The organism is Microbulbifer sp. MKSA007, assembly GCA_032615215.1.
GTDB lineage: Bacteria > Pseudomonadota > Gammaproteobacteria > Pseudomonadales > Cellvibrionaceae > Microbulbifer.
Genome location: CP128433.1, coordinates 2693780 through 2714809, shown reverse-complemented (window position 1 = coordinate 2714809; position 21030 = coordinate 2693780). Strand labels below are relative to the sequence as shown.

Genomic DNA, 21030 nt, shown 5'->3' with positions numbered 1-21030 from the left:
TTTTTTGCACTCGGGCTGTTCACGCTTTGCAAACATCGCAGAGGGATTCGCATGAGCCAAGATTTATCCCACGACACCATATCGATCAGTAGAAGGATCAAAGCACCGAGAGAGTGGGTATTTTCCGCATGGGAAGACCCGCAAGCCCGCTCTATATGGGGGCCTCCCTCAGAAGATGAAACAATCGAATTTCTCGAAAATGACTTTCGCGAAGGAGGCATTGACGTACATCGATGCGGTCAAAGTAATGATCTGCGATTCCGGGTTGAAACACACTATTACGAAATCAGAAAGCCACATCGGCTGCTGTTCACCGAACGTGTAACTACGGATGGCTCTCCACTGAGTATCTCTTTGATTAGCGTGGAGATCGGCAAAAGTGAAAGAGTGACAGAACTCAAGGTAACGATACAAATCGCCTCCCTGGCCGGCTCGGGAATTATCGAGGGAACTCGCAATGGATGGCAGCGCGCTCTTTCTAATCTGACTGCATACTTGGAAGCAAGAAAAGTAGAAGCCGAATAGAGAAAGGCAATATTGTTTCTCTTCGGGCTTCAATAGCCATTGAGTAACAGTCCAAGTACAACCCGCAGCATCATTTGGACCAATAGAACCAACAGGGAAGAACTTGTGCGAAAAATAATTGTAAACACGTTTATTAGCCTGGATGGTGTGATGCAGGCCCCTGGCGGCCCGGAAGAGGACTCTTCAGGGGGCTTTGAGCTTGGTGGATGGGTAGCTTCCTATTTTGATGAAGGTGTTGGTGAATTCATGGGCAATGTGTTCGCAGCGCCATTTGAGTTACTACTTGGCCATCGGACTCACAATATTTTCGCTGCGCATTGGCCAAAAGTTGCTGCTGACCCTCCGCCTGAGGGTGTTGATGAAAGTGAAATCCAGCTGGCCAAAAAAATCGACGGTACAACACGATACGTGGCTTCTCGCACGAAACCTGAGTTTACTTGGGAAGGCAGCGAGTGGCTGGGGAATGACCCAATCTCGAGGCTTCGTGCAATCAAGGCTAGCAATGGCCCTGATTTGTTGGTTCCAGGCAGTGCTGACTTTATTCAAACTCTACTCAAAGCGGACTTAATTGATCAGTTTAAATTACTGCTTTTTCCTTTGGTCCTGGGTAACGGGAAACATCTTTTCGGTTCAGGTGTGATCCCTACAGCGTTCCATGTACAGCAAGCCATAACGACAAATAGCGGTGTAATTTGTGTGACCTATGTTCGAGGCGGAAGTATCACGACTGGCGATTTCTCCCTGCAACGAGAGTAGGGCCGGCAGTCTAAGCGCAATTTGGGATAGATAAGCAGAGATAGGAACTCGAAAGTTATGGAGCCCATCACTGACTTGGTATTCAAGGAAAGCTGCGCACATTATGCCGATACGCTCAGCAGTAAGATCAGATCTGGAACGCCCACCAGATGTCCCGACATAACTATCAATGCCAGAGCCTTTCAGCAGAGTAAGTATTCGACCCGTTTAAATCCCAAGGAGATATCAAAATGACAGAACTCGTTACCTGTCTTTGGTTCGACTACGGCGAAGCAAAGAAAGCGGCGGAATTCTACGCAGCAACTTTTCCCAACAGTCATGTCGACCGTGTTAATACGGCTGCCGCTGACTACCCCGGCGGCCATGAGGGCAGTGAGCTAACTGTTGAATTGACTGTCCTCGGGCGCAAGTTTATAGGACTGAATGGCGGCCCAAATTTTACTCCGAATGAATCGGTCAGTTTTATGGTTATTACCGAAAACCAGGAAGAAACTGACCGTTACTGGAATGCGATTGTGGATAACGGTGGGCAAGAGAGCGCCTGCGGTTGGTGTAAGGATCGCTGGGGCCATTCGTGGCAAATTACGCCAAAACTGTTACTCGATCTTACAACGAACCCCGACCGTAACAAGGCAAAACGCGCCTTTACCGCGATGATGACCATGAGAAAGATCGATATTGCGACAATTCAAGCTGCGACAAATTCGGTTTGAAGTAACAGATAGATATCGCGAAAGAATATTTGAACTACGCATGGCCAAACCGCCTCGGAAGCCCAGAGCTACTAGCGCAAGGCCTTAACAAGCTGAGTGACACTGCCCTCATCAAGCTCAGTCCCAACAGACAATACAAGAGACAAATACATGAGGATCAGATTGTGAGACGGTTAGTGGTTTGGAATGTGATGTCGTTGGACGGCTGCTTTGAAGGTACCGCTCCGTGGTCATTGGACCATCACGCAACAGTGTGGGGCGACGAATTAGAAGCCTTCTCTCTTCGACAGGGTGATGAAATCGGCACCTTGCTATTCGGATGTCGCACCTATAAAGGGATGGCCGATTATTGGCAAAACGAAACTGGGGCGATTGCGGACATGATGAACTCGCTTGAAAAAGCCGTCATCTCTCGCACGCTAGAAACCGCCAATTGGTCAAATACTCGTCTACTGAAAGGCGAGGCGGCCGAACATGTTCGCGCGCTGAAAAAAGAGACCGGGAAGAGGGATATCTTCGTATTTGGTAGTTCGAATCTTGTAGCTACTCTGCTCAGAGAGGGTCTAGTAGACGAGTACCGGATATGCCTAGCACCTATCGTACTTGGAGCTGGTTCACCTCTCTTCAAGCCTGACGGCATCCAGAAAAATTTTGAGCTGATGCGGGCAGATACCCTTGAAATGGGCGGAGTGGTCCTTCGCTACAAGTGCCTATAAAAGGGCGGAGTGTTATTGCAACCAGGTTCTAGGCATGGTTTGTATCATTAACCTAAAAGAGTCTATGGGAAGAGGGTCATGATGAAGTTCCAACTTCTTCGATTGCCACTTGATCCGGATAAAAGGCAATACGCCCGTTGATCACCCCGGCAAAGTCAAAAGCAGCTTCATAGGCCCATGCAATAGCCTCTCCGCTATCATCGATTGAGAAGTAGCTGGCATCGCCTTTCAGTGGGCAATAGCTTGTCTTTCCCTCTATAAGGGAGAGGGGAGCAAGAACATCTTCTTTTGGGAAATAGAATACGGGGTCGAGCATATCTTTTGCGAGTTCTGTAACTCTCAAAGCATTACTACTCTCGGCAATCACCTTGCCACCACGACGCACACGCACTGTCCTAGGCACAATCTTGGCGCGCATAAGGTGTCGGGGTTCTTTCGGGTTGTGGATTGTGTTACTAGACATCGTAACTTCTGGATAGAGCATTGATCTTTCCTTTCAAGGTATTAGCGATTAGCGGGCCGCATTTATCCAAATAGAGATACACACTTATAAGAGTAAGCGAACAGCGAGCCTTCATGTCCCCTCACTTGGCCTCAATAGTTAGCGCTGATACGACCTTCGATGCATAAATTGTGGACGATTGCCGCCGAATTACGAACTTTCCAAATCCCGTTGAAACAATAGGGTTGGCATGGTCACGACTGATTTTGATGGTAACAACTGCATCGCACGCGTTAGCCAACTCCCTAAAGTACCTCTCCAATTCCAGCGATAAAATCCTAGGTAGTAACAGTGTAAATTGTTACCGTGTACTCGGCGTACGGGAAGTGGTGACCAATATCAACCAATCCTTCACCAATCACGGACTTGCCAGAGCATCTACACCCCAAACATAGAAACCCTTGGGTCCCGGGGACAGTTCTCTGATTTCGGGATAGGACCCCAAATTGCAGGAAACGTAATCGTCTCTATTAATTCGACTGCCCCCTGGGTTTTCCTTTAATGATTAAGTAGGCTTGGGTGTACTTTTCGTTTACCTACCATTCCTGTTATAACTCTCCCAACTTCCTGCTCAGAGGGTAATTGTGCTACGTCATACGCAAACCATGCCACTGAGTCCGCATTTTCCACCGCTTTCACCTCAGTGAGCTCTGCCATAAGAGTTGCCGCTGCATCTTGTCCGCGTAACTGATTGAATGCCTGCTGTACAACAAGCTTGAATGCTTGTTCATGGGTTTTACCACTGTCCTGATGGAACTTCATCCATATAGCGCCACCTTCACTAATAGCTTTATCCAATTTATCCGCGATGCCTTCATCATTGAAATATTTATGATCCACGGTTTGCGCATATTTATGTGTTCCTTCATGGATCAGAGTAACAATGCAGAATACCTCACCTTTCTCCCAAATTTTACTAAAACTCAAGCAGATAGGGTTTTGATTGGGCTTCATAAAGCTCCCCCCTTAAGTTGCCCTCCACCAGCCCATGACAACTTACAGAAGTTTGAAATTGATCTGCCCCAACTTTCCGTAAAGGGCACAAACACAAACCCGGCCGCATTTTTCGAAGGGTCCTCAATACCAAATGGATATCCTATCGTCGATATGGTAGAGCATTGAACCTTACACAAGGTGGGCATCATTTTTACATCCGCACACTCCACATCACCACTCAAGCCTATCTGGGTTTTACTGAGTTTTTGAAGTATCGCATTTACACAATTTGAATATCTTTGTGGCGGGCAATCCATAGGAAGGCCGAAGTAGTAGGAGACTAAATTTTTAAACTTATCAGGAACCTTATCAGGGTATGTAATCGCTACAGTGCACATATCTATCGCTCGTTTTAAGATAGTCTGTGCTTCATCCAGCCAGTTTTCGAGTGATTTTTTGACCTTCGTTTGAAAAAGTATCGGCGAATTATCCTCTACCAACACGGTAAAACTCACTTCCCGGTTGATACTGCGGCTCACTATTTTTGTCATAATTATTCTCCTGCCTTTTCCTGCTACTTTCAGCGATGGAATCCACTGTTTCTGCTCTGATGCCAAACCAGAGCAAAATAGAATATATAATATTACTTAGCACGACTGTACATTAATATTCTTGAAATCATTCAGGAATAGCACTTCTTAACAATCCACCTCGGATTAAAATTTCCTAATGTGTCTTGCAATAATTCTTCTGGAAATTACTCATAGATTAATATTGCGGAGGGATTGAGGCAGTTCGCAGTATTTTGAGTCACTTTAACTGATTTTTACTGATTTTTAACTGGGCTAGTAATTACTGAACGTCGGCCACTACGAAACCCTGCCTAATCCAGCCCAATTAAGATGTGGTATTGATAAATCAATTTGCAGCAATGATCTAACTGACATAAAAAATCTCAATTTATCAATAAGTTAAACTGTTTCGTCCAATATTCCCCTAGGCTGCACTTACTAAAAAGGGAGAAGGAAAGATACACCGCGCTTCGGACCCTATGAGGCATGGGTGCCGATTAGGAGCTTACAAGGATGTATTCTCAGCGTGTCTCGAGTGCGATGTATTCTTTCCTTCCACCCCAGTAGTAACTAACTGACCATTCAAACTAGGGCAGTCGCTTATAGGAATAAGCTTTTCCACCTTGACGAAGAATAAACGAGCGGGCAGGGCTCGTATCGCCCTCCTCAAACTCTATAGTCAACCCTGGAACCATCTTCGATGCATAGATTGTGGACGATTGCGGTCGAATTACGAATTCTCCATATTCCGCTGAAACTATAAGACCTGTATAGCCGCGGCTGATTTCGACAATATCATCTGTTCCGTGCCCATAGCGCCCGACACCTCTCAAAAGCACCTCCTCTGGTAAAGTGATGAAGTCTGGGACAGGGACAACCTTAGTAGATACTGTCTGCTCGGGGTTCAAGAAGTGATGACCAATATCATCCAGCCCTTCACCGCTGGCAGTATCTGCCAAGGCAACAACACCCGCTCTCCGCACTGGGTTAAAACCCATAAATGTACGCGATCCGTCACTGCTGCCATTGGACCAATAGTAAGTCTCTCCATTGGTGGTTGTCCTGCGCCAACCCAGGGCCATACGAGTGATATCACTGCCTCCCGGCCTATCAATTGACAGCATTAGTCGCGATGCTGCAACCAAATCCTTAGGGCCTCGACCGTTGATAAACAAGTCTAGAAGTGTGAGGAGATCGCTGGCTGTAGATCGTAAACCGCCAGCCGGCGAGAGCACCCCATCGCTTGTTGGGCCGATCGGGCTGAGATAGAAGTCATGGCCTTGAGCTCGCCGAGCAGACTTCTTGGGATCATCCTCTAAAGTGGTATCACTTAGCCCTAAAGGTCCCGTCACACGCTCTCGCAATATCGTTGCAAAAGAGCGGCCTTCCTTCAAAGCAAGTCCTTGACCTAAGAGCCCAAAAGCCAGGTTTGAATAGCTGAATTGAGTACCCGGGCTAGCTTTCAGATGATAGCTTGGCAAGCCACTATAGAGCTGCTCAAAGGAGTAACCAGCGTACTTATTGGGCGCATCGGGCGCCGATGCAGCAAGATTATTTGGTCTTAGAGGAAGAGAGGCAGCATGGGTAGCCAGGTCGGCGAGAGTGATTTGTTGCCCTTCAAAAGTTGGAGCTTTTACACCGGCTGGTACGTAATCCTGGAGAGGATCATCGAGTTGCACTCTCTTATGTACAACTTCAACAGCCAATAGCAAGGCCGTAAATATCTTAGTTAACGACGCAATTTCAAAAATCGTATCGTCCCCTAGTTGATAAGTATCCTTGGCTTCAGGCACTCGGACAGTAAAAATTTTACGATCAGAAAAATTTAGGGTACCTGCAACTGCTGCATGTGCCGCGTGTTGCTTAAGAATACGATGGCGAATGAGACGTTGAAAATCATCATCATCATTCACCGGTTGACTTGATAAAGCATCTAAAGCGATGAGTGGTCGAGGGACAGCAAATATAGAGGTAGCTCCAAGAAATAATTTTGTGAAATCACGTCGTTCCATGGCAATCAGAACCTATCAATAACTTTCCAGAATTCAGTTGGCAAAATTTGACTATCAGAAAGGCATATAAGTTCCTGTGATAGATACGCTGATCACTAACAGAGATAAACGCATTTAGGGCAAACGGAGCCTAATGGAGGATAAGCAGAACTATGGAGCTGGTGGAGCTGGTGGAGCAACCAGTAAAGTTAGAACAGTTAGATTCTCAAAAAGATCTACTGCCAATAACCTGTGATGCTGAATAAAGAGGCTCAGGGGATAACCGAGCTTTTTACACTAGTAAAGCGAGTTTACACTCCTGAAAACCTCGTCCTTATGAGGCTATTCTCCAGCTGGTAACTGTCGTAGATGGAAGATTAGGATGGCCCGAAAAGTTAAGGGCCCGTCTTCTGCGTTATCTATAAATAAAAAAATAGTTTGGAGTGTATGAGGCCACACCAAACATCTATAGCCCTTCCTAACGGCATTATTAAATTTATACGATTATGCCAAGGATGTGGAGGATAAAACGCTGATTAAAAACATTATCCTTTTTTTAATAAAATTTCTATGGTTACTAACGACCGTAGAACTGCTATAGCGATTGATTTAAGAATTTATATCTCTGTGTTGCTACTCAGACAGAGCTGCTTCAGTCTCGAAGTCCTTTGAAAGTGGCATTGAAAAAATGGCCCTTAAATCAGGAAAGGGAAGTACGCGGTTTTACTGCTGGTTACGTAATAACTCGTAATCTTATTTTTCACTCCATTTTATATATTACTGCCTATCAAATTGGTACATTGGACTCACTACTCTCACTGTCAAGCACAACGAAAAAGGAAATTTTGATGTTGAATCTTAAAACTTTACCGAGTCAGAACGGTAATTCTTGCGCCGCTCACTGTACCGAGATCGCAGTGTCAGGATTTGATCTCCGTGCGCCAAGGCCACAGAGTTTTGTGGAAGACACTCTGTGGCGCGCTATCAAATGGCAGAATGGGGACCTACCTCCGATGCCAAACGGTGCCGACCATCCCTTAGTGGCGGCCAACAATAGTTCACCGATGCGTGTGCGAAACTATGTGAATACCCAGTGCCCTGGGCGTACCGGTCGGATTTTATATGACGCGACCCAGAAAGACATGTGCCTTCAATTCGCGCAGCCGGGCAATAGAGTTGATTATAATGCGTTGTTTACAAATCTCATACAGCCAGCTAGTAATGGGGGAATGCCGAGGAACTTGCTTACCGACACCTATTACAATTGCGCTTTTATGATGTTTCGAGGCCCTTCCCCTGGGTCTGCTCATGAAATGGGTTTCCATAATATCCTGGTTGCCAAGGATGGGACCACAGTCAAATATTATAACCCGAATGAAGATCAACCAGTTTGGAGGGCTGATATTGGATGGCGAACGTTGCGCCATCAAAACGCTGGAAGGCATAGTTACGTTTGGAGTGGTATTGCAATCGAAATCACCTAGCAGTTAATGTTTGATGATGCGATCATTAGTATGGATCATGGGGTTTATCCTTAGTTTTGCTTTTAGGTTTAGGCACTTTCATCAAAACCGGTAAACCCTTCTTATTCAAGACGAACTGTCAGATCATGGTCTGATCTTGTCTACATCTTTACACCTTCTTCCAGCTTACTAGCTCCTTTATTTGTTAAGAAATACTAAATTCCTGCTAGAACTGAGTGTAAGTTACTCATGCCAGCCACAACTAATAGATCGATAAAATAAATTCAATTGTATCCGTTTTCGCAACATTGTTTCTCTATTCGAACTGATTATTGAGTCAATGTGATGTACTAGGATAGATCGCAAGTTTTGGACATTAACCCAACGCTTCAGGAGCTTGAAATGAAAGCAAAACTTATTTTACCAATGATTCTATTAAACATGCTTGGCGGAGTAGGGTCCGGCATCATGGTCTATATATCTGGTGGCAATCCGGTTTGGGTCGGCGCGCTTTTAGCGACCCTGCCTTTACCATTTTTCTTGATGGTCTTAACAAATGTGTTCAGCATTTCAAGAACGTCAGAAAGATTACCAGTTATTCAAGCCGTTAACTTTATAGGAGTTGCACTGGTTGCTTATTCAACTTATTCGAACCAGGCTCCAATATCCTTGCCTCAGTACATTCCTATTGCAGCTGCTGCCCTGGGCTTCATATCCCTTCACTGGTATATCTGGTCATTCTCCGTCTACAACCGTAAAAAGAGTAAAGCTATATCAAAAGGCCAAAAACTGCCTGAAATGAACTTTAATCGATTAGATAAAACAAGTGTGTCTTCCACCTCTTTTGACGAATCTAAAACACTATTAGTGTTCTTTAGAGCCAACTGGTGCCCATTTTGTATGAACCAATTAAAAGAAGTGAAGAAGTATGCTGAGACACTTAAGCAATATGATGTGAAGGTAAAGTTTATCTCTAACCAAGGCTACGACAACTCAAGGAAGTTAGCCGACAAGCTTGACCTGCCTGGTCATTTTGAAATTCTTCAAGATGACAACCTAATGGGTGCTAAAGCCTTAGGCATTGAAGACATTGGCGGTTCCCCTGCAGGAATGCCTGGGTACCCTAAGGATACCGTTATGGCCACGGTGATAGCACTGGATGAAGGTGGCAAAGTTCTATTCGGGGATGAGACCGACAATTATCGCAGACGTCCAAATCCTACGACTTTCCTGCATGTTTTTGCTGACTCAGCACCACAGCTAGAAAAGGACAAACCAACCTTTAAAAGTATTGCTTAGCGAAAGACCTAAACTTAGCAAGCAGAAGGTTTTCGTCTACCAATCTCCCCCTTTCTAGAACTAGAGAGGGGGTTCTCTTGGTGAAATTATTTTGCGATTTCACCTGACACCCTAAATCCTAATCCAGCACGCTTTGTAGAAAATCGATAAAAACTCTCGTTTTCGCAGGCATCGCTCTACCACTGGGAATCAGTGCACTAACCGGTGGACCGGGTACTACTTTCTCAGGAAACAACTCAATAACTTCGCCAGTCTGAATAGAAGAACCGAGAGCAGTATCATATACCTGAGCAATACCCATACCAGCGACTACTGCATCTATCAGTGTTCGTCCATCTCTAAAAATTGCCAGCGGGGAAGGGGAGAATTCAGTAATTGAGTCATCATTTTCTCGAAATGACCAGGCTCTTACTTTTCCTGTAGGCGCTCTGAAAACAAGAGCATCATGCTCTCTCAGCTCCTCCAAATTCTTAGGTTTACCTTTCTGGGAAAGGTATTCAGGCGAAGCACACAAAATACGTCTAGATCCGCATAATGTTTTTGCGATAAAAGAGCTATCCTCTAGTTCGCCAATTCTAACAACGACATCCCATTCACCTTTAATAGCGTCCTCCAGGCTATCTGAAAGAGAGACCTCGACCGTAACCTTGGGATGCAACTGCGTGAACCCCTTTAAAGCACTGACAATATTTCGGCCTATGCCTATTGGCAAATTGATACGCAATCGTCCGGCAGGCTCATCCTTCCTGGCATGCAGTAAAAGCCTGGCCTCATTGATTGTTTCTAACGCATGTTTTGCGGCATCTAGAAATATTTTGCCTTCTTCTGTCAGCCTGATACTTCGTGTGGTTCTGTTGAATAGCTTAAGACCCAACTCCTCCTCAAGCTTCTTAACTGCCTTACCAGCGCCTGATTTGGTTGAGTTCAATGATGCCGCCGCCTTTGTAAAGCTTCCGTGTTCGGCTACGGCAATAAATACGACTATTTCGTTCAAATGGGCTTGTTGAAACACAGATTGTGTCCCTAATGGATACAATGAGTTTCAAAATAGCATGTTTATAGCGCAAATCAAAGTAACTAATCTTCCCAATAGTGGTTTGGCGTAAGTACCTGCATAAAGGCCAATTGGAGAGTTAAGCACGTCGCCTCTTGGCCCATCGAAGGCTTACCCAAAGCTCGCGCTTCCAAACTTTAAACCATTAGAGGAATAGGTTATGTCTCTTCAAGACAAACTAGATGCTTTCAAAGAAGTATTTAAACAACAGGCCCCGGAAGGAGCATTTGAAGCCTTTGCCAGATCATCCAGGGAATTGGCTGCTAGTGGCCAAGTTGAACGTTCGATTAAAGTAGGGGAGAAAGTCCCATACTTTACATTGCCAGATTCAGAAGGTAACGACCTTGTCCTGGAAGAACTCCTTGCCAAAGGGCCCGTTATTCTAACGTTCTATCGAGGCGTGTGGTGCCCGTACTGCAATATTGAGCTGCAAGCGTTAGAAGAAGTTGCTGCAGAGATCAAAGCGCGTGGCGCAACCCTGGTTGCTATTTCCATGCAAGGGCCCGCTGAAAGCCGCAAATCCCAGAGAGATAACAAGCTAAGCTTCCCAATTCTGACTGATCAAAGTGGAAAGCTTGCTGAAGAGTTTGGTATCCGCTGGACATTACAACCTTATGTAATTGAGTTCCACAAGGTGTTCAAAGTCGAACTCCCGACCATCCATCGTGACGGCGCGTGGAACTTACCTATGCCTGCAAGATATGTCATAGATACCGATGGAACAATCGCATATGCGGAGGTGAATCCTGACTATACACGTCGCCCCGAACCCAGCGACTTATTTCCCGTACTTGAAAAGCTCAGTCAGTCTACAACTGCATAGTATGTAAACACCTCCACCTCTTTAGCGCTGACTAGCGCCAAAGAGGTGGAAGCACTCAATGTAAATCGATATCGAGCACCGTAAAACCCAACTTATATGGTAAGACTCATGGTCAATTTTACACGTTACACAATTGAAACAGCACCAGAAGCCTCTAAGCCCACTCTAGAAGCCGCTAAAAAGAAAATGGGATTTGTACCCAATCTAATGGCAACCATGGCCGAATCACCTGTAATGGTAGAGAGCTACCTAACACTTATGGGATTATTCGATAAATCTCGCTTGAGCGAAACGGAGCGAGAGATAATCCTGATGACAAACAGCCGTCTAAACGGTTGCACCTACTGCATGGCTGCGCATACCGCCGTTTGCAAAATGGCCGGTGTAGATGAAAATGTAATCAAGGCTCTGCGTAGCGGTAAAACACTCGATGACCCTAAACTCGAAGCACTCCGAGCATTCAGTGTCATTATCAATGAGAAACGTGGATGGGCTACAGAAGAGGAAGTTGAGGCGTTTCTTGCAGCAGGTTATACGAAAGAGACGGTTCTAGAGGTGATAGTTGGAACTAGCCTAAAAGTACTCTCGAATTACTCTACCCACAATCTGAATGTCAGTCTCGATGATGCGTTTTTGCCAATGGCTTGGAGTAAGAATATGGATTCGAATGGTTGAGCGTAACAGCAAATAAACAACATGTATCCGATTCATGCGTCTAATAAAAACTGGGCCTTGGGAAGAGGGCGGCTGTCCAGATCATAAAAGTGACGATAAGAACCCCACTGATTCACCAAAATAGCTAGGCCCATATAGCCACTATGGGCCTCTACTACATTGTCCGAGATATATTCGTGGTATCTAAGCCCCTAAACAATATATTCTCTTAAATACAGCCTTCTTTTGGCTTGTCGCAATTACTCCATTTCGCTACGAACAATGCCGGGTGTTTTGGCTTGTCCCCGTACTCGGTCAGGATGATCGCGCTCGTTAAAGCGTCTCAAGCCTTCGGATAGCTCTGCTCTGGATTCAGAGTCGCTGAATAATCGGTTAAAGCACTCAGCCTCAATTCGTAGGCCTTCATCAAGATCCTTTCCATAACCACGAATGGCGGCTTCTTTATCAGAGTGAATCGCTGGCTGGGGAAGGGTAGAGATATACTGTGCTAACTCAACGGCACGACCTAATGCGGCTCCCTTTGGCACCACTTCGTTGGCCAACCCAATGCGATAAGCTTCTTCAGCATTAATAACTTTTCCCGTGATGATTAACTCCAGCGCTCGTCCCATACCAACAATACGCGGCAAACGCTGAGTACCACCATCGGCTAAGCCGATATTCCAACGACGACAAGTCATTCCAAAGGATGCGTGTTCTTCTACAATCCGCATATCGGCAAAACATGCCCACTCAAAGCCACCCGCATAAGCAATTCCGTTCACAGCCGCAATGATAGGCTTATAAATATCGGTCCAGCGGGATGGGCCTATAATGCCTGGAGCTTCTCCTCGGTTATGCCGGGCAATATCAGCGGGCTCTACAGGACATAAAACAGCCACGTCAGGATCGGGGTGATTAGTGGGTTCGGTTGCAGCAAGATTGCTTTTCAAATCACCCCCTGCACAAAATGCAGAATCGCCAGCACCGGTGATTACCGCAACTTTAGCTCCGTCATCGGTACGAAAGCGATCGAATGCATCCACCAGCTCACGGTGAGCGCGAGTACCAATACAGTTCTTAACCTCTGGACGGTTAAAAGTAACGATGGCTACAGGGCCAATTTGCTCGTATTTAATATGATGATATTCCATGTCATAAGACCTTTATCATGTGGCGTCGAAGTAATATTTAAAATCCACCCTGATACATCAAATGAGAATTTAATCCCGGTGCCGATTAATATTTTATCAACATATACCGCAATAAATTAGTACAAATGAACCCTTTACAGTTAATAAAACTTTATTTGCTAATGCAATGAAATCCTGAGCTTTTCCTCCTGCAATGATTAGATTCAGCACCTGTATCAAACTTGGAAACCTTACAAATTTCTGAGGAATGGGAATTATTGCGCCGCCAATAGGGTTGTCAACCTAGATACGTGACGAGCTAGTATATAAAATCCAGCCAGATATCAATACAAAGCCTGATGAAGCATTAAGTGTTGCGCTAAAGTACCTAGAGGACAATCGACTGTGACACAGTGTCAAATAGCTCATAACGAAATAGGGATGGCACGACTCACCCAAACGCATGAGACTCAACGGCAAAGTGGCTCATTCGAATTTAAGCGTGCATTGGAAAGGGCAATTAATTGAGGATAATAAATGGGTCCTGTTATTAGATTTCCTGTGGTGTGCTTTTTAAATGGAAAAATTACAGTGCACACAAAGAGTAGCTTCAAAGCATTAGGGGCTCGTTTTTTGGACGAGCAGACATTTGTCACTCTGGAGAATCGGCGATCAAAAGCAAAAGATGGTTGGATACTTGACTCTAGCGGGAAGTTTGTACCTTTATCTTATAGCGGCAATTTGCGAGAATGGGCTCGTCCTATTTCCTTCCTCTGGAATGCCGTGCTGACTAAGTACCAAGCTAATATCGAAGGGGCTGTGAAGGTAGGCTTTGTACTGAAAGACTTAGATTCGATGTCCAAATCCTCGCCGGGAAAGCTTGGGATGGATTTCAAAAGATTTCTAAGTAAGTATGAGCCTGGCCAGTATATTACCAGTGATATACTGAAGGAATGGCCCCTTTAATTTGACATTTCCTTGTGAGCCTCACACGCCAAATATACTCTATTAATATATTTTGACCCTCTCCAATGAAGTTCTCTCTAAAGTTAGCAATATCGAAATGATTCAAATCAAGACTAAATATGTATAGTTGAAACATTTAGGAGAATTTTTTTAACTGTGTTGACTCCCAAATACGATTAAATATAGAGGCTAATCATCTCTAACAACTTGGAGATGCCCCGATTGCTGACCGTTTTTTAACGGCTATTTTCTGATCTCCATCAATTGTGTCAGGCAAACTAGAGGCGCATAATGTCGCTTGGACTCCACCACGGACCAAGGCGAAATGATACACAAACGGCACAGCAAAAGCGGTTTTTCAACCCCTCAATCCAACCAACTCTTTCACCCCGCGGAAGCGCCAGTGTTAGCCTTTCCGATTCAGTTCGTACTCATTGAATGGGATTACACAGCGGTCAATCAGGTAGTAGGACCGAAAAGCCCTGGTAGTAGCGACCTCCATGCGGCTTGCATTGATATGGCTCATTAAATGAACTGCCACTGCGGCAGTATTTGATCGAACCGCGGTTGCGGTATAACAATAAGTTATTAGCAAAATATTCTGAAAGAAAAGTTCTGACATGAATTCTACGAATACGGATGAACCAATGGCATCTGAGCCCGCCGTTCAGTTAAAGATAGATCAATTATCCACCTTCTCATTGGCCGCACAACAAAATGCGTATCCAATATTCAGGTCAATTAGCTTGTACGCGCCAACCGCGCCCGAAGAGCCAGTGGACAATGCACCAGTCGCACTATTAAAGAACTTGGTTGTCACGCTACGTTCGGATCCCGAAATCTTCGCTCCAGAAGAATGGTCTATCGATGAAATTCGTCCAGGACAAGCGATCTCGCTTCAAAAACGCCCGCTCAACGTGCCGCATGACTTGTTGTTTAATTTAACAGAAGAAATGAAGGTTTCCGTTTCACTTTCAGTCAATTTACGAGACAACACTGATGAGGCCTTAACGACTTCTAGATTTATCATTGAGGTCCTTCCCGCTAACTTTTGGGGCGGGGAGAGTAGACAGCCAGACCTGTTGGCTGCCTTCGTGAAACCCAACGGGCTGTATGTTGAATCTTTATTACGGCAAGTGGCGGAAATGCTGGAAAACGGTGGCCACGGAAGAAGCATCGATGGCTACCAATCTAATACTCGTGAAAAGCCCTACATGATGGCCGCCGCATTATGGAACGTTATATTCGCTCAACGAATTGCCTACGTTACACCACCGCAGGGTTTTGCCAGGCACGGACAACGTATACGGCTAGCCGCTGACATCAGCGCCTCTAAAATTGCGGCCTGCCTTGACACATCGCTGCTTTTTGCCAGCTGCCTAGAAGCGATGGGCCTAAATCCGGTAGTAGCGATAACGAAAAATCACGCATTCGTTGGTGTCTGGCTGATCGATGAGCATTTTCCTGTTTTAACCAATGATGATCCCATGGATCTACGTAAACGTATTGATGCACGCGATTTAGTACTTTTTGAAAGCACGCTTGTCACTAATGATTCGCCTGTGACCTTTGAGCAGTCTAAGGAGCACGCACGGAACCTAGTTAGCGAGGACAAAGAGGTCGACTTCGTCTATTTGATTGATATCAAACAGGCCCGTGCGAGAAAGATTAAGCCAATTTCCACCATTGAAGAACAGCTGGAGGAAAAGCCTTCCGACTCAGATACAGCGCTAAGCTTACCGATTATTCCGCCGCTTCCTCCGGTCAGAGCGGATGAACAAGTTATCGATGAAACACCAGATACACGTATTGATACTTGGCAAAGGAAGCTGCTTGATCTAACAAAACGCAATTCATTGTTGTCATTAAAAGACCGCGCTGTGGCAATAAAGCTCTACTGTCCTGATATCGGTGCAATGGAGGATAGTCTCGCTGACGGCGCGTCGTTCAAATTCCTATCTTCAGAAGAAAGTCCTCTCAATGACAGGGAACGCAGTGGAGAGACCTTTCGTCTACAGGCTGGGTCCGATATTCATCGGGAATACGCTTTAGAGCAGCTCAACAAGCATGTTCTCCTTGCCAACATGTCCAGGAAGAAACTCGAGCAAAATGCAGTCAATCTTCTTCGGAAGGCTAAGAATGATCTAGAGGAGGGCGGGTCTAACACGCTATATCTGGCTTTGGGCATGCTGCGCTGGAAGGAGAATCCGGAGGATGATCGTTCATACCGAGCCCCCTTAATCCTGATCCCGGCAGAACTTACACGTAGCAGTGCGAGAGCACCCGTCAAAGTTCGTCAGTTACCTGATGAAAGCCCGATCTTTAATATGACGCTCATTGAGTTTCTGAACACTGAGCACAATATAGACCTGAATCAGTTCAGAGAATCTATGCCTGAAGATGAGTCCGGTGTAGATGTGGCTCTTGTCTGGAACACAGTACGTGCAGCGATTGCTGAACAACCTGGGTTTGAAGTTGTCGAAGAGTTGGTGCTAGCGTCGTTTTCCTTTGCGAAATATCTAATGTGGATGGATCTGAAAGATCGCCTCGACGACTTGAAAGATAACCCTTTTGTTAAACACCTCGTTGACCATCCCCAGGATGCATATGTTCAGGACGCCAGCTTCGTTCTAAGGGATGAAGTTGATGAGAAGGTCGATCCCGAAAAGGTATTCACACCCCTCAACTGCGACAGCTCCCAATTAGTTGCGGTAGAGGCCTCTGGTAGACCCCAAGATTTCGTGCTTGAAGGCCCTCCTGGCACAGGCAAATCGGAAACCATTGCAAATATCATTTGCCACAATCTTGCACTCGGTAGAAAGGTACTATTTGTCGCTGAGAAAATGGCGGCCCTAAACGTTGTTTATCGGCGCATGGAAAAGGTTGGACTCGACCATTTGTGCCTCGAGCTACACAGTAATAAAGCCAATAAAAAAGCCGTGTTGGAACAGCTGAGGATGGCTACCGATAAACGCGACGAGTCGCAGAGCGCCGGATGGGTTGATTCCGTTCGAGCACTCAAAGAGAAACGAGATAAACTCAATGGTTTTGTAAAGGTACTTCACAAAAAATCGATATATGGCATCTCCGCTCGTGATGCGATTGCTAGAGATGTGCGTTACAAAGACAAACATTCACTAAGTATTAATTGGCCCCTTGGATTCGACAGCGCACCAGTTAACAGCCAAGAAAAGCTAGATGATATGCTGGCTGCAGTTAAAGAGTCTGCATTGGCGTATAACGATATATCCCGCTTGGATCCTACACCGTTTCGTATAATCCGCGCAAAAAGCTGGTCTAACGCGTGGCAAAACCAGGTTTTGGACTGTTTAAACCGATATCAAACGTCGCTCAACGAAGTCTACCGTTCTGCAGCGACTCTTGTATCCAGCTTCAACCTTAAACTGCCGGAAAACACACCGCACAATCTTGTTCGTACCAATCAGCTAGCAAACCTCGTTGAGCTAGCCGAATCAAACTCCCTCGGCTATATCGTTAAACGAGGCGTGAAAGAATCGTTAGACGATCTAGAAGAATTAAGCAGAGCTAAAGCCTCATTTGATAAAGCCCTCGATACTATAGAGTATAAGGTTACAGCAGAAATGCTAGCTAAAAGCCCTGTATCCGAATGGGTGGAAATGTACGAGGAAGCCAAAGAGAGTTGGTTTAAGCGGGTCTTGGTCAAATTCAAGATAAACGGGGCAGTGAAAAAGCTCGGATACTCGAAATTCAGCGACCTTGACGTCCTTCCTGATCTGGGAAAAGCTGCTGCACTTCAAGAGGACATAAACTCCCTTAAAGGCCAGTTCGAATCTGACAACATCTGGCATGGCTGGGAGACCAGCTCTGAAAGTCTTCAACAGTCAGCATCAATAGGAAAATCAGCGTATCACGCTCTGGTCGACGCAGTAGCGCTAACCGACGATCCTGCCGTCTTGCTTACTGCGATTAAGTCAAGGCTAGTTGATGGACGTGATTTTCTCGAAAGCTCTAAAATTTTAAAACAGAAACATGAGTTTAAACAGTACTGGTCAACCTACAAGGCAATAGCTGAAGAAGCTGAAAAACTAGAGCTTTCGTTTGATGAAAACGCCACGTTAGAAGAGGTAACACCAGCTATTGAGCAGCTGCTCACTGGAGCAGTCAAATTCAAGGCGTGGAGTGAATGGCTTTCTGCGAAAGAAGAACTGTCACGTTACAAGCTCGATAATCTCACCAAAGATCTAGAAGCCAGAACTATTCTGTCGGACGATGCTGAAGATCAAGCTCTCACGGCATTCTGTCGCTGGTTGGCGCCACAGCTGATCGATCAGAGTGAAGAGTTGCGGCAGTTTAAGGCCTCTACACATGAGCAATTGATTGATGACTTCCGAAAGCTTGACGAAGAAGTTTCCATCACAACCAGTGACTATGTGGCAGCGATCGCAGCAAAGGCGATTCCGGATCCATTCGCCAAAAGTAGCCCTAAAGAATTTGGGCTATTGGCCAGGGAGCTGCAGAAAAAAACACGCCATAAGCCAGTACGCTCATTATTCAATGAAATGGGCGGGCGATTACTGGACCTATGCCCCTGTATGATGATGTCACCATTGTCAGTTGCCCAATTTTTACCCTCAGATTTTAACGGTTTTGATTTGGTCGTTTTTGATGAAGCATCGCAGATGACTACGTGGGATTCAGTAGGGGCAATTGCCCGAGGGAAAAATGTGATTGTGGTCGGTGACCCTAAACAGATGCCGCCGACCAGCTTCTTTAGTGGGGCAGTGAATGTAGATGATCCAGATGAAGAAGACCTTGAATCTATTCTGGATCAGGCTCTAGCCGCACGACTGCCTCATTTGAGACTGAAGGGACACTATAGAAGCCGGCACGAAACACTTATTGCCTTCTCCAACAGTAAGTATTACGAGAACTCGCTCGTTACATATCCATCGTCCGACACCAAGCAGTCTGCAGTTACACTACATCGTGTAAATGGCGTTTATTCAAAAGGTAAAGGAAGGAACAATCCTATTGAAGCGGCAGCAGTCGTTGATGAAATTGTTCGACGTTTGACCAATCCTGCAAACACTTCCCAGACTATCGGCGTCGTAACTCTGAATACCGAGCAACAGCGAACAGTAGAAGATTTACTGGATGATGCCCGTAGAAAACATCCCCACATAGAACCATATTTTCAGTCTACTGATACTTATGATGGAGTTTTTGTTAAGAACCTGGAGTCTGTGCAGGGTGATGAACGTGACATTATTATCCTCAGCCTGGGCTACGGACCTACCGAAGCACATGGCCGAACGATGAGTATGAACTTTGGGCCATTGAATAAGTCCGGTGGCGAACGCCGTTTAAATGTAGCGATCACAAGGGCTACCAGTGAAGTACTGATATTCTCGAGTTTTGACTCTTCAATGATTGATCTTAGCCGTACGTCGGCATTGGCAGTTGAACATCTAAAACACTATTTAGAATTTGCTGAGAAGGGGCCTATTGCTCTAGCAGAGCAAGCGACCGCAGATTATGGGGTAGACCAATTCGATAGCGATTTTGAGCAATCTGTAGCCTGGGCACTACGAGATAAGGGGTGGAGGGTTCAAACTCAGATTGGAGTTAGTAAGTTCAGAATTGATTTAGGAATAATACATCCAGACCATCCAGGTGTTTATTTGGCAGGCGTTGAGTGTGATGGAGCAACGTATCACGGATCTCCTTCAGCAAGAGATCGTGATCGAGTGCGTCACGCTATTCTCGAAAACCTTGGGTGGCGATTAGTAAGACTGTGGTCTACAGACTATTTTCAAGATCCAGAAGAGGCGATCGATAAAATTGATCGCAGGTTAAATGAAATACTAGAAGAGGACAGAAGGTCAGCCCCAGGCGACGAGCAGATTAGCCCAGCTAACAATGAACCTGTGGATGATATTTTGACAGAAGAGGCTGAGCGTGTAGAAGAGACGATATCATCCGACGAATATAGCCATTTGCGCTACTTCGACGATGACCACAAGGAAACACTTGTGGGTATAGCAAAATCAATTCTATCCCAGAAAAATGGTATTACACTTCATGAATTGGCACTTGATATTGCCAACCTGCATGGCCTATCAAGGACAAGTAAAAAACAGCTCAAGCACATATTTGAATTGCTCACCCCCTGGGCAGGAATTAAAAGAGATAACATTCATAAGCCTGTAGTTTGGCTATCCCCGAATGACATCGTCGATGAAATCCCATGGCGAGGGCTCGCACCTTGGGAAGAGGAGAGGGACTGGGCAGAAATACCTCATCCTGAAGCCTTGGGACTTGCTCGATTGGCCATTGAAAAATCGCCCGAGAATCCAGTCGAATACATATGCAATGAATTCCGATTGAAACGCCGACACTCTAAGACGCTACAGCAGTTTCAGGCATGGGTTGACGAGGTTACTGAAGAGTTAACTGTGAACTAGCTGAACGCGTTCATAAGGCTTTCTTATGACTCAGGCAATGGAGCTGGAATCTTGCTAGATAACCCGGCTCCGTTTGACGTCCATCGCTAACGAAAGTCAGCCGCTCCGGCAGCTTCTCGCGAGCATAAACACCGACCTGGTTAACCAGGACCAAAACAAACGGAGAGGGTTATGGGAGTACTACAGGGGATTATCGGGGAGCTGGATTGCATCCAGATTCGACCTGAACACAAAAACCGTTCATACTCAGGCCAAGGGGAGACATGGATATCGGAAAAAACCGCCAAGAAAAAAGTTCAAACCTAGGCCCCACCAGGGCTCCCGCTATTTCCGATATTTGTGAATATCGGAATAAATAGAATATCCGTCCTAGTGCCAATTTCAGACCTGTCAAGATCCTAATTTCAAACTGAGCCTAATAACCTATATATACGCGCCATTTGAGCCATATTTCCTACAATTGGTATAAATATTAGCCAGT

At 45.6% G+C, this 21030-nt stretch carries 16 protein-coding genes; 10 read left to right on the top strand and 6 right to left on the bottom strand.

Features of this window, described 5'->3' with window-relative positions:
• Positions 1-51: 51 nt before the first annotated feature.
• The 4 genes from QT397_14905 (at position 52) to QT397_14890 (ending at position 2710) form a co-directional block, all read left to right on the top strand.
• On the top strand, positions 52-525 hold the full coding sequence (locus tag QT397_14905) for an SRPBCC family protein (GenBank protein ID WNZ54183.1): 474 nt from the start codon (positions 52-54) through the stop codon (positions 523-525).
• A gap of 105 nt (positions 526-630) precedes the next feature.
• A complete protein-coding gene (locus QT397_14900; protein WNZ54182.1) occupies positions 631-1281 on the top strand; it encodes a dihydrofolate reductase family protein in 651 nt (216 codons plus the stop codon).
• A gap of 230 nt (positions 1282-1511) precedes the next feature.
• Positions 1512-1994 carry a VOC family protein gene (locus QT397_14895; protein ID WNZ54181.1) on the top strand — a complete coding sequence of 161 codons (483 nt, stop codon included), beginning with the start codon at positions 1512-1514 and terminating at the stop codon, positions 1992-1994.
• Between the two features lie 191 nt (positions 1995-2185).
• Positions 2186-2710: a dihydrofolate reductase family protein gene (locus QT397_14890; GenBank protein ID WNZ54180.1), complete on the top strand. Its 525-nt coding sequence runs from the start codon at positions 2186-2188 to the stop codon at positions 2708-2710.
• 76 nt (positions 2711-2786) lie between these two features.
• On the opposite strand, the gene QT397_14885 is transcribed toward QT397_14890, so the two are convergent.
• The 4 genes from QT397_14885 to QT397_14870 form a co-directional block, all read right to left on the bottom strand.
• Complete coding sequence (locus tag QT397_14885) at positions 2787-3173, bottom strand: DUF427 domain-containing protein (protein ID WNZ54179.1); 387 nt, start codon at positions 3171-3173, stop codon at positions 2787-2789.
• A gap of 537 nt (positions 3174-3710) precedes the next feature.
• Positions 3711-4166 (bottom strand): hypothetical protein, encoded by a 456-nt coding sequence (locus tag QT397_14880; GenBank protein ID WNZ54178.1) that lies wholly within the window; start codon positions 4164-4166, stop codon positions 3711-3713.
• A complete protein-coding gene (locus QT397_14875; protein WNZ54177.1) occupies positions 4163-4699 on the bottom strand; it encodes a hypothetical protein in 537 nt (178 codons plus the stop codon). The genes QT397_14880 and QT397_14875 overlap by 4 nt, the downstream gene beginning before the upstream one ends.
• A 608-nt stretch (positions 4700-5307) precedes the next feature.
• Positions 5308-6732 (bottom strand): serine hydrolase, encoded by a 1425-nt coding sequence (locus QT397_14870; protein ID WNZ54176.1) that lies wholly within the window; start codon positions 6730-6732, stop codon positions 5308-5310.
• Positions 6733-7379: 647 nt separating this feature from the next.
• On the opposite strand from QT397_14870, the gene QT397_14865 reads away from it, so the two are divergent.
• Positions 7380-8195 (top strand): hypothetical protein, encoded by an 816-nt coding sequence (locus QT397_14865; protein WNZ54175.1) that lies wholly within the window; start codon positions 7380-7382, stop codon positions 8193-8195.
• 381 nt (positions 8196-8576) lie between these two features.
• Positions 8577-9473: a redoxin family protein gene (locus QT397_14860; GenBank protein ID WNZ54174.1), complete on the top strand. Its 897-nt coding sequence runs from the start codon at positions 8577-8579 to the stop codon at positions 9471-9473.
• 118 nt (positions 9474-9591) lie between these two features.
• On the opposite strand, the gene QT397_14855 is transcribed toward QT397_14860, so the two are convergent.
• Positions 9592-10485, bottom strand: coding sequence for a LysR family transcriptional regulator (locus QT397_14855; GenBank protein WNZ54173.1), 894 nt, complete (start codon positions 10483-10485; stop codon positions 9592-9594).
• A gap of 202 nt (positions 10486-10687) precedes the next feature.
• Between QT397_14855 and QT397_14850 the strand changes: the two genes are divergently transcribed.
• Entirely contained in the window at positions 10688-11350 is a 663-nt protein-coding gene (locus QT397_14850) for a peroxiredoxin-like family protein (protein WNZ54172.1), read from the top strand.
• A gap of 108 nt (positions 11351-11458) precedes the next feature.
• Positions 11459-12025, top strand: coding sequence for a carboxymuconolactone decarboxylase family protein (locus QT397_14845; protein WNZ54171.1), 567 nt, complete (start codon positions 11459-11461; stop codon positions 12023-12025).
• A gap of 239 nt (positions 12026-12264) precedes the next feature.
• Here QT397_14845 and QT397_14840 read toward each other — a convergent pair whose 3' ends face one another.
• A complete protein-coding gene (locus QT397_14840) occupies positions 12265-13158 on the bottom strand; it encodes an enoyl-CoA hydratase-related protein (protein ID WNZ54170.1) in 894 nt (297 codons plus the stop codon).
• A gap of 516 nt (positions 13159-13674) precedes the next feature.
• Here QT397_14840 and QT397_14835 point away from each other — a divergent pair.
• Complete coding sequence (locus QT397_14835) at positions 13675-14103, top strand: hypothetical protein (GenBank protein WNZ54169.1); 429 nt, start codon at positions 13675-13677, stop codon at positions 14101-14103.
• 647 nt (positions 14104-14750) lie between these two features.
• Positions 14751-20549, top strand: coding sequence for a DUF4011 domain-containing protein (locus QT397_14830; GenBank protein WNZ54168.1), 5799 nt, complete (start codon positions 14751-14753; stop codon positions 20547-20549).
• Positions 20550-21030 lie beyond the last annotated feature (481 nt).